8 protein-coding genes are annotated in these 15226 nt (G+C 73.3%); 1 reads left to right on the top strand and 7 read right to left on the bottom strand.

Translation table 11 applies throughout. From position 1 onward, the window contains the following. Positions 1-81 precede the first annotated feature (81 nt). Positions 82-495, top strand: coding sequence for an organic hydroperoxide resistance protein (locus ABZ919_RS32155; protein WP_361254606.1), 414 nt, complete (start codon positions 82-84; stop codon positions 493-495). A gap of 52 nt (positions 496-547) precedes the next feature. Here ABZ919_RS32155 and ABZ919_RS32150 read toward each other — a convergent pair whose 3' ends face one another. The 7 genes from ABZ919_RS32150 to ABZ919_RS32120 all read right to left on the bottom strand — a co-directional run bounded on the left by ABZ919_RS32150 (position 548) and on the right by ABZ919_RS32120 (position 14953). Continuing rightward, positions 548-2755 (bottom strand): CDP-glycerol glycerophosphotransferase family protein, encoded by a 2208-nt coding sequence (locus ABZ919_RS32150; protein ID WP_361254603.1) that lies wholly within the window; start codon positions 2753-2755, stop codon positions 548-550. Positions 2756-2761: 6 nt separating this feature from the next. Then, positions 2762-4963, bottom strand: a complete 2202-nt coding sequence (locus tag ABZ919_RS32145; RefSeq protein WP_361254600.1) for a CDP-glycerol glycerophosphotransferase family protein — start codon at positions 4961-4963, stop codon at positions 2762-2764. Positions 4964-5100: 137 nt separating this feature from the next. Next, entirely contained in the window at positions 5101-7338 is a 2238-nt protein-coding gene (locus ABZ919_RS32140) for a bifunctional glycosyltransferase family 2 protein/CDP-glycerol:glycerophosphate glycerophosphotransferase (protein WP_361254597.1), read from the bottom strand. A 165-nt stretch (positions 7339-7503) separates the two neighbouring features. Beyond that, the gene (locus ABZ919_RS32135; RefSeq protein WP_361254594.1) at positions 7504-8415 is read right to left on the bottom strand and encodes a carbohydrate ABC transporter permease; all 912 of its coding nucleotides are present in this window, start codon (positions 8413-8415) and stop codon (positions 7504-7506) included. Beyond that, positions 8412-9758: a sugar ABC transporter permease gene (locus ABZ919_RS32130; protein ID WP_361254592.1), complete on the bottom strand. Its 1347-nt coding sequence runs from the start codon at positions 9756-9758 to the stop codon at positions 8412-8414. The genes ABZ919_RS32135 and ABZ919_RS32130 overlap by 4 nt, the downstream gene beginning before the upstream one ends. A gap of 7 nt (positions 9759-9765) precedes the next feature. Beyond that, a complete protein-coding gene (locus ABZ919_RS32125) occupies positions 9766-11145 on the bottom strand; it encodes an ABC transporter substrate-binding protein (RefSeq protein WP_361254589.1) in 1380 nt (459 codons plus the stop codon). 190 nt (positions 11146-11335) lie between these two features. Continuing rightward, positions 11336-14953, bottom strand: coding sequence for an FtsK/SpoIIIE domain-containing protein (locus ABZ919_RS32120; protein ID WP_361254586.1), 3618 nt, complete (start codon positions 14951-14953; stop codon positions 11336-11338). Positions 14954-15226 lie beyond the last annotated feature (273 nt).

Genomic DNA, 15226 nt, shown 5'->3' with positions numbered 1-15226 from the left:
TTTAGTTGTGCACAACTTAATTGTGTGCTCTACTTGTGCTCGCAAGACCGCAACGGACACATATCGAGAGGACGGGTCACCATGGACGCGCTCTACACCGCAGTCGCCACCGCCACCCACGGCCGCGAGGGTCGTGCCGTCTCGTCCGACGGCAGGATCGACCTCAAGCTGGCCCCGCCCGTGGAGCTCGGCGGCAACGGCGAGGGCACCAACCCCGAGCAGCTCTTCGCCGCCGGTTACGCCGCCTGCTTCGGCAGCGCCCTCGGCCTCGTCGGCCGGCAGGCGAAGGTCGACGTCAGCGACGCGGCGGTCACCGCCGAGGTCGGCATCGGCAAGCAGGGCGAGGGCTTCGGGCTGAAGGTGACGCTGCGCGTCGAGCTGCCCGGCACCGTGGACGAGGAGACCGGCCGCAAGCTGGTCGAGACCGCCCACCAGGTCTGCCCCTACTCCAACGCCACCCGCGGCAACATCGAGGTCGACCTCGTCATCGAGTGAGGCACGCGACCCGCGGGGTGCCGGTGCCACCGGCGCCCCGCGGGTGTGCGCCCTACGCCGGCGCCAGCGTGTCCCGGCCGGCCGGCTGGCCCGGGATCCGTACCACGTCCGGGCCGGTCATCGGCTCGCCCAGCAGCAGCGTCCGCACCACCCGCTCGGCGGCCCGGCCGTCGTCGAACTCGCAGAACCGGGACCGGAAGCAGGCCCGCAGCCGCGCCGACTCCTCGTCCTGCCAGGTACCCGACGCGAACAGCCGGGCCAGGTCCCGGTAGGAGTGCGTGACATGGCCGGGCGGCTCGGCGGTGATGTCGAAGTAGGCGCCCCGGCTCGCCCTGTACGCGGGCCAGTCGTCGGCGTGCACCACGATCGGCCGGTCCAGGTTGGCGTAGTCGAACATCACGGCCGAGTAGTCGGTGACCAGCACGTCCGCCGCGAGCAGCACGTCCTCCACACGCGGCTCGTCGGTCGCGTCGACCACGATCCCGCGCCGGGCCAGCTCGGCCAGACCCATTCCGCGCGCCGGGCCCTGCGCCAGCGACGGGTGCAGCCGGACCACGAGGGTGTGCCCCTCGCCCAGGTCCGCCGCGAACCGGTCGAGGTCGATCCGGTCCACATGCCCGCTGCGCCGGTAGTCCCGGCGGGTCGGCGCGTACAGCACGACCCTGTTCTCCGCAGGGATGCCGAACCGCTCCCGGAAATCGCCCGGACCGCCGTTCACCAGGACGTCGTTGCGGGGGCTGCCGGTGCGCACCGAGGCGAAGTGGCAGGGGTAGGCGCGTTCCCAGACCAGCTCGGAGTGGCGGTTGGCGACCAGGCTGTAGTCCCAGCGGTCGGCCCTGCGCAGCATCTGCGGCACGTCGAGGCCGAGCCGGGCGCCGGGCTTGTCCAGCAGGTCGGCGCCCATGTGCTTCAGCGGCGTGCCCTGGTGGGTGTGGACGTGCACGGTGCCGGGCCGCTTGGCCAGGGTGCCGGGCCAGTTGACGTCGTTGACGAAGAACGTCGCCCGCGCGGTGACCTCCAGATAGCGCCGGGAGCCCACGATCACGTGCTCCACGCCGGGCGGCAGCTGCGCGGCGCTCTCCGCGTCCTTCACCGCCCACACACCGCGCAACTGCGGGGCGATCTCGCGGGCCTTGGCGTAGACGGCGGCCGGGTCGCCGAGCATGCCGCGGTGCGAGGACGCCGAGTAGACGACCAGGTGCGGGTCGAGCGGGCGGCACGCGTGCACGGACGCCCAGCCGGAGCGGGCCCGGGCGGCGGCCGCGTCGCGGACCACACCGGCCCGGCGTGCCGCTTCCCGTCCGGCCCGCACCGCCTGCCGCTTAATCCGGTAACCCGTCCAGGTGCCCTCCAGCATGCCGACCTCGCCGTCGACCAGGGCGCCCTCGGGCCTGCGGTCGCGGAACATCCTCGCCGTACGCCGGAAGAACTCTGCCCTGTCGGCGGGCGGCAGCCGGTCCGGCTTGGCCAGGATGTCCAGGCAGTGCTCGCCCATCTTGCGGTGCAGATACGGCCGCCAGTGCGCGAGTTCCGGGTGCTGCTCGACGAAGCCGAAGACCCGCTCGTACTGGTCGTGGATGTCGAAGTGCTTACGGCTGGTGGTGGACAGGATGCTGCCCTGCCGGCGCTGCCGGTAGTTCAGGCAGATGCGGTCCAGCGTGGCGATCCGCCGGGCGCTGAGCATGACCGGGAAGGTCCAGGGGGTGTCCTCGTAGTAGCCGGGCGGGAACTCGAAGCCGTTCTCCGTCACGAAGTCCCGCCGGTAGACCTTGTTCCACACCACCATCAGCAGGTCCAGGACCCGCGGGAACTCGTCGACGGTGAACGTGCCGGGGCCGGCCTCGGCGAGCACCTCGGCCAGGACGTTGCGCCGGGTGCCGCCCCACCAGTAGGTACGCGCGTAGTCGAAGACCAGCACGTCCGGGTCCTCGGCCTCCGCCAGCCGGTCCGCGATCGCCCGCAGCGCGTCCGGGGTGAGGGTGTCGTCGCTGTCCAGGAAGAACAGGTAGTCGCCGGTGGCGTGCGGCATCCCGGCGTTGCGGGCCCGGCCGAGGCCCACGTTCTCCGGCAGGTGCAGCACCTTCACCCGCGGGTCACGCCCGGCGTACTCGTCGAGGATGGCGCCGCAGCCGTCCGGGGAACGGTCGTCCACGGCGATCAGCTCGAAGTCGCCGAAGGACTGCAGCAGCACCGAGTCCAGGCACTCGCGCAGAAAACCCTGCACCTTGAAACAGGGCACGATCACACTGAAGCGGGGCACGGCGGGTCAGCTCCTCACGAGGGTCGCGGCGGCGGGGGCGGGAACGCGTTGCGCGAGCGGGATCACGGGCGGAACCGCCTCCGGCGGCTCGCCGAGCAGCACCCGCCGTACGACGCGCTCGGCGGCCCGGCCGTCGTCGAACTCGCAGAACCGCTCCCGGAACGCGGCCCTGAGCGCCGTCGCCTCCGGGCCCGCGTACGAACCGTCGCGGAAGACCGCCGCCAGCTCCTGCGGGGTGCGCGCGACCGGGCCGGGCGGCTCGGCCATCAGATCGAAGTAGACGCCCCGCGTCTCCCGGTAGACCTCCCAGTCGTCGGCGTACACGACGATCGGACGGTCCAGGTTGGCGTAGTCGAACATGATCGACGAGTAGTCGGTGACCAGCGCGTCCGCCGCCAGGCACACGTCCTCCGAGGAGCGGTGCGCGGTGACGTCGATGATCCGGCCGGAGCTCTGCAGGGGCCCCCGGTCGTAGAAGTAGTGGGCGCGCAGCAGCACGACGACGTCCTCGCCGGCCGCCTCGCAGAAGGCCTCCAGGTCCAGGCCGGGCTCGAAGCCGGTGTGGTGGTCGCGGTGGGTGGGCGCGTACAGGACGGCCGTCCTGCCCTCCGGGACGCCCAGATGCCGCCTGATCCGTGCCACGTCCGCGGCAGTCGCCGTGCAGTAGACGTCGTTGCGCGGATAGCCGTACTCCAGTGCCTCCCAGGAACCGGGGAAGGCGCGCTCCCACATCTGCGTGGAGTGGCGGTTGGAGGAGAGGTTGAAGTCCCAGCGGTCGACCCGGCCGAGCAGCCTGGTGTAGCTGCCCGACTGCGCGGCCACCACCGGGTACGGCGCCTGGTCCACGCCCATCGTCTTCAGCGGGGTGCCGTGCTGGGTCTGCAGGTGCACACTGCCCGGCCGCTTGACGATCCCCTCGGCGAAGTTGGCGTTGTTGATCAGGTACTTGGCGCGCGCCAGCACCTCCCAGTAGCGGCGGGAGCCGATCACCGCGTACTCCACGTCCTCCGGCATCGCGTGCGCCTGGTCGGCCTCCACCAGGAACACCGAGCGGATGTGCGGGGCGAGTTCGCGCGCCTTGGCGTGGATCGCCGCCGGGTTGCAGGTGTAGCCGCGGCCCCAGTAGGCGCAGTACACGGCCAGCTGGGGATCGAGGGGACGGTGCAGATCGCGGGTGTAGCGCAGCCGGGTGCGCAGCAGGTGCGGGCGCGGCAGGCGCTCGGCGGCGTAAGCGGCGGTCTGGTTGGCGCCGCGCAGGGCCCGGAACGCGCTGTACGCCCCGGTCGCCAGCAGCCCGTGCTGCACGCCCAGACTGCCGCCGGGCGGCCGGTAGCCGGCCGGCCGGTGGCGCCGGTAGAGACGTGCCGCGCGGCGGAAGAACGCCCGGCGCCCGGACGGCAGCCGTTCCGGCCGGGACGCGGTCTTCAGCACGTAGGTGAACAGCTGCTCGAACAGGGGGCGGATCCGCTCGGCGGGCAGCGCGCGCTCGGCGGCCCGGGTCAGCACCAGCTCCACCTGGTCGAGCAGGTCGTGCTGGTGCGGCCCCGGCAGATTGAGCCGGCTGCCCTGGCGGCGCAGCCGGTGCCGTACGACGACCCGGTGCAGCACCGCGATCCGCGCGGCGGCGAGCGTGGTCAGCCCGCCCCAGCCGAGGTCGGTGAAGTGGCTGTCGGGGAAGGTGAGTTCGTGCTCGGTGAGGAAGGAGCGGCGGTAGACCGCGCTCCACGCCGGTAGCTGTACGCCGGTCAGTTCCGGGAGGTCGGCCGGGGCGAAACCGCCCTTCGGGGCCCCGGCGAGCAGCGGCGCGGCCGGGTTGGCCGGCTCGCCCTCCCACCAGGGCGCGCGCTCGTGCTGGACGTAGAGCACGTCCACTGCGCCGGTCTCGGTCAGCCGGGAGTCCAGCGCCGCGAGCGCGCCCGGCAGCAGCAGGTCGTCGCCGTCGAGGAACAGCACGTACGCGCCGGTCGCCGCCCGGATCCCCGCGTTGCGTGCCCCGCTCAGGCCGGCGGACGGCGGTGAGTCGACCGGCGTCACCCGGGAGTCCCGCTGCGCGTGGCCGGCGGCCACGGCGGCGGCCGGGGAGTCGGGCGCGTCGCAGACCGGGATCAGCTCAAGATCGCCGAACGACTGGCCGAGGACCGAGTCCAGCGCCTGGGACAGCCGGGCGGCGGCCCCATGGGACGGGACGATGATGCTGAAGCGGGGCATTCTGCTCTTTCCGTTGTCTTGCGGACCCGGCCGGGGACGCGCCCGGGCCGCCCCGCCGGACGCCAGGTGGACGGCCGGCTCGGACTGGGCCGCGTCGAGCCGAGGGGCACAGGAGCTACCGGAAGGACCAACGGTGTTCAGCGCCCCTCGGTGACGGGGAGGGAACCGGAAGGTTGCGGCAGGGTGGCCAGCGGTGAGCGGGCGCAGGCCGACGGCACCGGCTTGCGCTCCGCGAGCGGCACCACCGGCGGCAGCCCCGTCCCGCCCAGCACCACATGGCGTACGACCCGCTCGGCGGCGCGCCCGTCGTCGTACGGGCAGAACCGCTCCCTGAACGCCGCCCGCAGCTGGGCCGAGCGCGTGCCGCGCCAGTGGCCCGTGGCGAAGATGTCGATGAGCTCGTCCTCGCTGCGCGCGACCGCGCCCGGCGGGCAGGCGCGCAGGTCGAAGTAGGTCCCGCGGGCCGCCTGGTACGCCTCCCAGTCACCGGTGTGCACCACGATCGGGCGGTCCAGGTTGGCGTAGTCGAACATGATCGACGAGTAGTCGGTGAGCAGGGCGTCCGAGGCCAGACAGAGGGACTCCACGCTCGGGTGGCCGGAGACGTCGACGACCCGGCCGCCCGTGCCGAGCGGGCCGCCGTGCACGGGGTGGGGGCGGGCCAGGATCACGAAACGCGGGCCGAGGCGGCGCACGATCCGCTCCAGGTCCAGCAGCGGGCGCTGGGTGCGCAGATGGTCGCGGAAGGTCGGCGCGTACAGGATCGCGACCGCGTCCTCGGGGATGCCGAGCCCCTCCCGCAGCCGCGCGACGTCCGCGGAGGTCGCCCGCTGGAAGACGTCGTTGCGCGGCGACCCGTACTCCAGCGTGCGGTACCGGCCCGGGAGGACCCGCTCCCAGACCAGCGTCGAGTGCCGGTTGCCGGACAGGACGACGTCCCACTGGTCGACGCCGCGCAGCAGCTCGGCGAAGTCGGTGCCGTGGGCCGCCGCCGGACGTTCCTGGAGGTCCAGGCCCATGTGCTTGAGCGGGGTGCCCTGCCGGGTCTGGATCAGGATCTGCCCGTGCCGCTTGCGCAGCCCCCGGTCCAGGACGTCGTCGGTGACCAGGTACTTGGAGCGGGCCAGCGCCGTCCAGTAGGCAGCGGTGCCGGGCCGCAGGCGGCGCGGCCCGGGCGGGACCGCGTGCTGGTGCTCGGGGCGGGCGATCCAGGCGGTGCGGATGTGCGGGGTGTGGGTGCGGAACGCCTCCTCCAGGGCGCCCGGGTCACCGCCGTGGCCGCGGCCCGCGCCGGCGGTGAACACCGCCCGGTCGGAGCGGACCGGCAGCCGCAGCTGGATCCGGTAGTGCAGCCGCAGCGCGCCGGCGCGCACGACGCGGGCCAGCTTCACCACCGCTTTCAGTGTGCGCCGGCGCACGGCCGCGGCCAGCCGGCACGCGCGGAACGTGCGGTGCAGGCCGAAGCGGACCAGGAGGTGCCGCCACCGCAGCCGGCTCCCGGGGACGCGGTGGCGGCGGCAGTGGGCACGGGCCCGGCGCAGGAACTCGCCGTGGCTGCCGCGCGGCAGCCGTCCCGGCCTGGTGAACACCGTCGCACAGTGGTCGACCATGCGGCGGAACAACTCCGGCCGCCACCGTGCCAGTTCCGGGTGTGCGTCGACGTACGCGAACACCCGGTCGTACTGCTCGAACAGGTCGAAGTGCTTGCGGCTGGTGGTGCCGAGGATGCTGCCCTGCCGGCGCTGCCGGTAATGCACGCACACCCGGTCCAGGGTGGCGATCGACTCCGCCGTCATCAGCACCGGGAAGGTCCACGGCGTGTCCTCGTAGTAGCCCGGCGGGAAGGCGAAGCCGTGCTCCTCGACGAACTCCCGCCGGCAGGCCTTGTTCCAGGCCACCATCAGCACCCACAGCAGCCCCGGCCGGTCCTCCAGGCGGAACGGCACCGGGCCCTGCTCGGCGAGCCGGGCGGCGAGCTGGTTGCGCACCGTCCGGCCGTCCCAGTAGGTGCGCGCGTAGTCGTACACCAGCACGTCCGGCTCGCCGGTCTCCTTGAGCCGGTCCGCGATCGAGCGCAGTGTGTCCGGGGTGAGGGTGTCGTCGCTGTCCAGGAAGACCAGGTAGTCGCCGCTCGCCTCGGCCATCCCGGCGTTCCGGGCCCGCCCGAGCCCCTGGTTCGCCGCCAGGTGCACCGGCCGCACCCGGGCGTCACGGGCCGCGTACTCGTCGATGATCGCCCCGCAGGCGTCGGGCGAGCAGTCGTCCACGGCGATCAGTTCGAGATCGGGGTACGACTGCGAGAGCACCGAGTCCAGGCACTCGGAGAGATACGCCTGGACCTGGTACGCGGGGACAATGACACTGAACCTGGGCAAGGGGCATCCATGGGTCGTCGGTCGGCGCGGGGTTCTGACCGGGAACGGCCGATGGAGTGAATTGGTTACGGGGCGTACGGCATGTGGGGGACACCCGGTGAACGGGAAGCGGCGGGCCCCTTACGGCGCAGGGCCCGCCCCTCACGGAGTGCCACCGGTGCGTGGCTACTTGACCGCGCCCGCCATCACCCCGGACACGAACTGCCGCTGGAACGCGAAGAAGACGGCCAGCGGGATCACCATGGAGATGAACGCGCCGGGTGCCAGCACGTCGATGTTGTTGCCGAACTGCCGTACCTGCGTCTGCAGTGCGACCGTGATCGGCTGGGTGCCCGACTTGGTGAACACCAGCGCGACCAGCATGTCGTTCCACACCCACAGGAACTGGAAGATGCCGAGGCTCGCGATCGCCGGCCCGCCGAGCGGCATCACCACCCGTGCGAACAGCCTCAGTTCACCGGCGCCGTCCAGACGGGCCGCCTCCAGCAGCTCGCGCGGGATCTCCGCGAAGAAGTTCCGCAGCAGGAACACCGCGAACGGCAGACCGAAGCCGGTGTGGAACAGGATCACCCCCAGGATCGTCCCGAATAGGCCGATCCTGCCGAACAGTTCGGCGATCGGGATCAGCGCCACCTGCACGGGCACCACCAGCAGGCTCACCACGCCGAGGAACCACCAGTCCCGGCCGGGGAACTCCATCCACGCGAACGCGTAGCCCGCGAGCGCGCCGACCACGACGACCAGGACGGTCGCCGGGACCGTGATCAGCACGGTGTTCAGCAGGGAGTGGGTGATGTCGCCGTTCTCCAGCAGTTTCCGGTAACTGTCGAAGGTGAGCTGGGACGGCTTGGTGAACACCGTCCACCAGCCGCTCGCGCTCATGTCCTCGGGCGCCCGCAGCGAGGAGATGAGCAGACCGATCGTCGGCACCAGCCAGAACAGGCCCACGACGATCAGGAACACGCGGACCAGGCCGCCGCCGAGCTTCTCGGCGATCTTGGAGCCGAGCGACCGGCGCCCTTTCACCGTCGTGCCGGCGGGGGACACCTTCCCGATGCTCCCGGTGGTCGCCGTCATCGCCGCACCTCCCGCCTCAGCCGGCGGATGTTGAACGCCATCACCGGAATCACCAGCACCAGCAGCAGCACCGCGATCGCGCTCGCGACGCCCGGCTGGTCCTCCGCGAAGCCCTTGCGGTACAGCTCCAGGGCCAGCACGTTCGCGTCGTCCTGGGAGGAACCCGGCGCGATGATGTAGACGAGGTCGAACACCTTCAGCACGTTGATCATCAACGTGACGACGACCACCGCGAGGACCGGCGCGAGCAGCGGCACGGTGACTTTGCGGAACACCTGCCACTCGTTGGCGCCGTCCACCCGTGCCGCCTCCAGCAGCTCCCGGGGCACGCCGGCGAGCCCGGCCGCGATCAGCACCATCGCGAAACCGGCCCACATCCACACGTACGCGCCGATGATGGCGGGTGTCACGAGGGACGGACCGAGCCATTCGACGCCGTTGTAGGGCTGCCTGAAGTTGCTCGCCGGAAGCCTGAGGCGGGCCCCGTCGGCAGAGGCGGGCAGGGTGAACGTGCCGTCGGCGGCGGCCGTGGCCGATGCCACCACCTTGCCGTCCCTGACCGCCTCGATGCGCATCCCGTCGTAACCACGCTCGGACGGGTCGGGGGCGCCGAGCCTGCCGACGCCCTTGCCGCGGGTGAAGTCCTGCCAGGTGGTGCCGGTGATCTTCCCGGGCTCCGGCCTGGCCGCCACGGCGCTCCTCGCGCCGTCCGGCATCTGGTCGGGGGCGACACCGACGAGGGGCAGGGCGACGGTCCGGCCCGTGTGGACGGTTGCCTTGGTGATGAAGCCGCCGCCGTCGGGTGTGAGCGGCGACTCGCGGCCGGGGTGGGCGTTCGGGAACGCCGAGGACTGGGCGAAGGTGTCGTGGATGCCCACCCACACCGCGTTCGCGACCCCCTTGTTCGGGTCCTGGTCGTACACCAGCCGGAAGATGATCCCGGCCGCCAGCATCGAGATCGCCATCGGCATGAAGACGACCAGCTTGAACGCCGTTCCCCAGCGCACCCGTTCGGTCAGCACCGCGAAGATCAGACCGAGCGCGGTGGAGACCGTGGGTGCGAACACCACCCAGATGACGTTGTTCTTCAGAGCGGTGCGGATGCCGTCGTCGGTGAAGAGGGTCTTGTAGTTGTCGGCGCCGGCGAAACCGTCGCCGGAGGCGTTGTAGAAGCTGCGGATGACCGAGTACCCGATCGGGTAGACCACGAGCGCGCCGAGCAGCACCAGGGCGGGCAGCAGGAACAGGGCTGCCACGGTCCTGCGGGTGCCGGTCACGCTCTTGCGACCGCGGGGCGCGGCGGGGCCCGGTGGGGCCCCGGCCGCCGTTGCCGCCGGCGCCATCGCCGGATCAGCTCCCGCTTCCGTACGCGGCCGCCGCGTCCTTCTCCAGCTTCGCCTGGGTGCCCGCGACGTCCGTCGGGTTCTTCAGGAAGTCCTGCAGGTCCTTCCACTCACCCTTGCCGGGGGTGCCGCCGAAGGCCTGCGGGGCCTGGTCGGACATGTCGAAGCGGAAGTCGTCACCGGACGCGATCAGCGCCTTGGCGATCTTCTGCTGCACCGGGTTCGGGTACGCCGAGATCGGCACGTTCTTGTTCGGCGAGAGATAGCCGCCGAGCTTCGCCTGGATCGTCGCCGCGTCCGGGGAGGCGAGGAAGGTGACCAGGGCCTGGGCGGCCTTGGAGTCCTTCAGGATCACGGCCGCGTCACCGCCGGAGACCACCGGCGCGGTGGCGCCGACCGCCGGGAACGGGAACACCTTCGCGTCCGTGCCCACCTTCGCCTTGGTCTCACCGATGTTGACCTGCACGAAGTCGCCCTCGTAGACCATCGCGGCCTTCGGCTGGTCGCCGCCGGTGAAGGTCTGGGTGACCGAGGCCGGGAACTCCGTCTGCAGCGCGCCGTCCTGGCCGCCCGCCAGGTAGTCCTTCTTGCCCCAGATCTGGGCGAGGGTGGTCAGCGCCTGCTTGACCGAGGGATCCGTCCACTTGATCTTGTGCTGGGCCAGCTCGTCGTACTTCTGCGGGCCCGCCTGGGACAGATAGATGTTCTCGAACCAGTCCGTCAGCGGCCAGCCGTCGGCGCCGGCCACCGAGAACGGGGTGACCCCGGAGTCGTACACCGCCCGCGCCGTCGTCAGCAGGTCCTTCCAGGTCTTCGGCTCCTTGGCGCCCGCGTTCGCGAAGACCTTGGCGTTGTACCAGATCAGGGACTTGTTGGCGGCCTTGTAGTAGGCGCCGTACTGCTTGCCGTCGACCTTGCCGATGTCCTGCCAGCCCTGCGAGTAGTTCTTCTGCAACTCCTTCAGGGCCTCCGGCCCGAGCGGCTTGGCCCACTTGCGCTGCACGGCCTGCTTGATCGCGCCGGGCTGCGGCAGCAGCGCCACGTCCGGCGGCTGACCGCCCGCGATCTTCGAACCGAGGAAGTTGATGATGGGGTCCTGGGCGGGCACGAAGGTGACCTTCGCGCCGGTGCGCTTCTCGAACTCGGCCAGGACCTGCTTGAAGTTCTTCTGCTCCTGGCCGGTCCAGACGGCGGCGATCTCCAGCTTCGCACCGTTCAGCTTCGGCAGGGTCACGGTGGAGCCGGTGGCTGCAGGGCTGCTGTCGCCGCCGCCCCTCTTGTGGTTGTCACCGCTGGAGCAGGCACTGAGCGCCAGGGATCCCGCGAGCAGTGCGGCGAGGGTGGTGACGGTCCTGTGGGTCCGGATGGTGCTGCTCTTGCTGCGCATCACTTCCCCGTTCGTCGTTCTCCGTTGAACGTCATGGAACTGAAGGTCATGGCTCATCGCTGAACGTCAATATCACTGTCCCGTGCGGTCCGGTCTACGCCGGGCCGCTCAGGGCAGGCAAGAGCGCCTGCGGTGTCCAGCCGCTCATCGTGACCGGCTCGTGACCCGTAGTGGATTCGTCGTACCTTCGCTACAGCAGGGACGGCACCTGTGCCGCCGACACCTCCCGGGCAGCCCGCTCCACCGCGCTCGCCAGCAGGGCCAGGTCGGTGGGGCCGTTGCCCAGCTCCCGCACGGGACGGCGGGCCGGCGGGTCGCCCATGCGCTGCCAGTCCAGCGGGACCACCGTGGGCCGCTGGGTGGCGGTGCGCGGAATACGGCCCGTCACCCGGCCGCCCTGGAAGCCGGCCGCCCGTCCGTCCGCGTACACCAGCCGCCCACGCCCCGGCGCCGGTTCGTCCGGCCCCTGCTGGGGAGGGTCGAGCACGGCCCGCAGGGTCGCCCGCCGCGCGGGCTCGGTCTCCGCCGCACGGCCGCCGGTCCCCGTCGCCGCCACCAGATGCACACCCAGCCGCGCGCCCTCCCGGGCCACCGCCTCCAGCGCGCGCATCACCGACCCGGCGGCGGGCCGGCCCGGTGAGCCGAGCGGGGGCGAGACCAGCGCGTCCAGATCGTCGACGACCACCACGAGCCGCGGCAACGGCGGCGCGGCCTCGGCCCGTTGCCGCGCGGCCGCTCCGGGACGCAGCCGCAGGGTGGAACTGGGCGGGGTGTCTATGTCCCCGCTCGAAGGAGTGCGCTGCGCCACGATCCGGCCCGACACCCCGTGCCCCGCGTGCCACTGGGCGAAGTCCGTCCGGCCCAGCAGCTCCGCCCGCCGCTTCAGCTCCGCGGCCAGCGACTGGGCGAAGTCCCGCATGCGCACCGGGTCGTTGGCGATCAGGTGTGTCGTGACATGCGGTATCTCGGTGCACGCCCGCAGGCCCTCGCCGCCCGCCGCGCCCGTCCCGGCACCGTCCCGGCCGTCGATCAGCACCACGCCCAGCCGGTCCGGCCGCTCGGCGGCGGCCAGCGAGGCCACCACGGCCCGCAGCAACTCCGTACGACCGCTGCCGGCCGGCCCCTCGACCAGCAGATGCGGTCCGTCGGCCACCAGATCCGCGGTGAGCGGCCCGCGCGGCCCGGCACCGAGCACCGCCCGCGCCCGGCCGCCCAGCGCCTGGGTGTCGTCCGCCGCGTCCGCCCAGCGGGCCATCAGCGACGCCGGGGTGGCCCTGGCCAGCCCCAACTCGTCCAGCAGCCGCGCCGACTGCGGCAACGGCGCCGCCACGCGCGTGTCCCGCCCGCCGGCCGCGCCGTCCGGACGCAGCGGCGCCAGCGCCCGCGCGAACCGCTCCGCCCAGGCGGCGGAGACGGCGTCCACCGCGGCGAGCGTGCCCGGACCGACCGGCCCGCTCGGCGCCACCCGCATCAGGCGCAGCGCGGTGGCGACATCGCCGCTGAGCAGCGCCACGGCACCGCAGTGCCGGAACGTCGGCGCCACCGCGCACGCCGCCTCGTACGTCAGCGCCACGGGTGAGGCGGGTGAGGCGGGCTCGGTCTCGGCGAGGCAGACCACGTGGATCCCGGCCCGCGGCCCGGCGGCGGCCAGCCGCGCCACGGCGTCCTGCAGCGCGGCCCCGCCGGGGTCCCCGTCCACGACGACGACCGTGTACGGCCCCGAGAACCCGCTGGTGCCGGTGACCTCGGAGTCTTCCCTGGCCCAGGACGGGCGGCGGGCGGGGGCGGCGCCGGCCTGGGAGGCTGCGGGTCCCTGGTCGGGCGTGCCCCGGGTGTGGCCGAACGCGGGGCTGCCGGAGTGTCCGGGAAGGGGCCCCCGGCCGGGGGCGACGGGGGTGTCCTGGGCAGGTGCGCGGCCGGGCAGGACGGGCGTGCTCCGGGCGGGCGCGCCGGTGGGGGAGGCCTCGGCGACGGCACCGGGGGTGGAGCCGTGCGGGGCTGTGCCGGCCGGCTCGGCGGGAGCGGGGACGCCCGATGCCGTGGCGGGGGCCGGGACGCGGGCGGGGTGGGCCGCGCTTCGGCCCGCCGCCGCGTGGTCCTCGACCCGGCGCAGCAGTTCCTCCGTGCGCGCCGCGGCCTGTTCGCGGTCGTAGGCGAGCAGCAGCCGGCAGTCCTGCCCGTGGCCCGGCCTGACGTGCGGGAGCCAGCCCAGCCAGGCCCACTCGGCCGTGCGCTCCTCCACGGGACGGGTGCGATCGGCGCTGATCAGCACGATCTCCAGCAGGTCGGGCGAGTGCAAGGCGGCCAGCTGGGCCAGCGCCGCGCGGGCCAGTCCGGCGAGCCGGGGGCGCGGACCGGCCAGGCCCAGCGCGCCCGCCTCGCGCAGTGCCGCCGTCACGGGCACCGCGGGCAGCATGCCCGAGCCGTCCGGCGCGCTCCGGTCGGCCGTGCCGAGCCGCACGGTGAGTGTCTCGGCGTGGTCCGGCCCGCGCTCCCACAGCCGGGGGCCTGGGCCGAGCGCCGTCAGCAGCAGCGCGGCCGGATCCGGCCAGGTCTCGGGCCGCTGGGGCGCGACGGCCGTCGGCGCGGCGCCGGAGGAGGCCGCGGGGACGCCGTGGGTGTCGAGACCGGCGGCCTGCTCCGCACGGCCGCCGGTCAGCCGGCGCGCCCACGCGCCGATCCCACGCCGCCGGGCCCCCTGCGGGGCGTCGGCGCCCCGCAGGGCAGCGGCTTCGCGGCCGCTGCCCGAAGGCCGCGCGTCCGTCCCGCCGACACCCGGGCGGCCCGCGTGTGTGTCCCCGCCGGAAGCGGCACCGGACGCGCTTTCGATCCGCGGCGCCCCGGCCTGCCCCGGCACCACGGCCGCGTCCCCCCGCCGATGCTCCTGCCCGCCACTGCCGGAGGTCCCCCAGCCGCCGGAGCCATAGCCGTGCTGCCCCGCCCCGGAGGGACCCACCGGGCGATCACTTCCACCGGTCGCCGGCGCTGCGACCCCACCGGGCCCACCACCGGCACCCGCCGGCGGCGCTTCACCCCCGGCGGAGCCGCCCGCACCGGACGACGGCCGCGCGGGGGGTGCGGGCGGGAATCCGGCCCCGGCCGGCGACCGGGCGCCCCACGGCGCACCCGCACCCGCGGACGAAGGCCCGACGACCCGCACACACCCCTCGCCGTCCGAGACGGTCCGCACCCGAGCCCCGGGCCCTCCGGACGGAGCAACGCGGAGCGCGGACTCCCCGATCCGCAGCAAGCCCCCGGCCGGGACCCGCACCGGACGCTCGCCCACCCGCACCCCGTCCAGCGCCGTGCCGTTCGTGGAGCCGAGGTCGGCGACCGAGACGCGGCCGTCCGGGCCGACGGTGACCGCGCAGTGCAGCCGGGACACGTCGGGGTCGTCCAGCGGCACGTCCGCCTCGGCGGAGCGGCCCACGGTGATCCGGCCGCCGTGCAGCAGATGGACGCCGCCCGCGTCCGGGCCCGCGACGACATGCAGCTGGGTCGGGGCCTCGTCGAGTTCGGGATGCGGTTCGGCGGCCGCCGGGGCGCCCAGGGAGAGCACGGCGCCGTCGACCAGCGGGGGCTCGCCGAGGATGCTGCGGCGCGGGTCGAGGCGTTCGGTGCCCGCGTGCAGCACGACGGTGGAGTTGGCGGCGTCGCGGCCCTCCCCCGTGACCGCTGCGGCCAGCGCCGAGGCGACCGCGGCCAGGTCCGTGCCCGCGGGCGCCGTGACCAGCACGTCGCGCCTCGCGGCGCGGCCCCGCTGCGGGGACGGGCCCAGCGGGTCTACGACGGTCAGCCGGATCTGCATCCCCACCCCACACGAGCACGACGGCCAGTACTGGAAGGCATCCTTGCACCTGGCACCGACAGAGCGCTCGACACCCGATGACAAGTGATCTTGATTGGTCGGCTGTGCCCCCAAAAATGCCTGACCGGTGGCCCCCCGGCGATCAGTTGAGATCGGTCACGTCCGGTCCCGGCAACCGGCGGACCGGTATGCGCGTCTTCCCGTCGACACGTGATGCCCACAAGGGCGGCACTACAGTGGGTCGGAACAACCGGAACGCAGGCAAGCAAGCCT

This window comes from Streptomyces sp. NPDC046759, from assembly GCF_040645475.1.
Lineage (GTDB): Bacteria > Actinomycetota > Actinomycetes > Streptomycetales > Streptomycetaceae > Streptomyces.
This window is presented reverse-complemented; position numbering and strand designations above follow the sequence as displayed.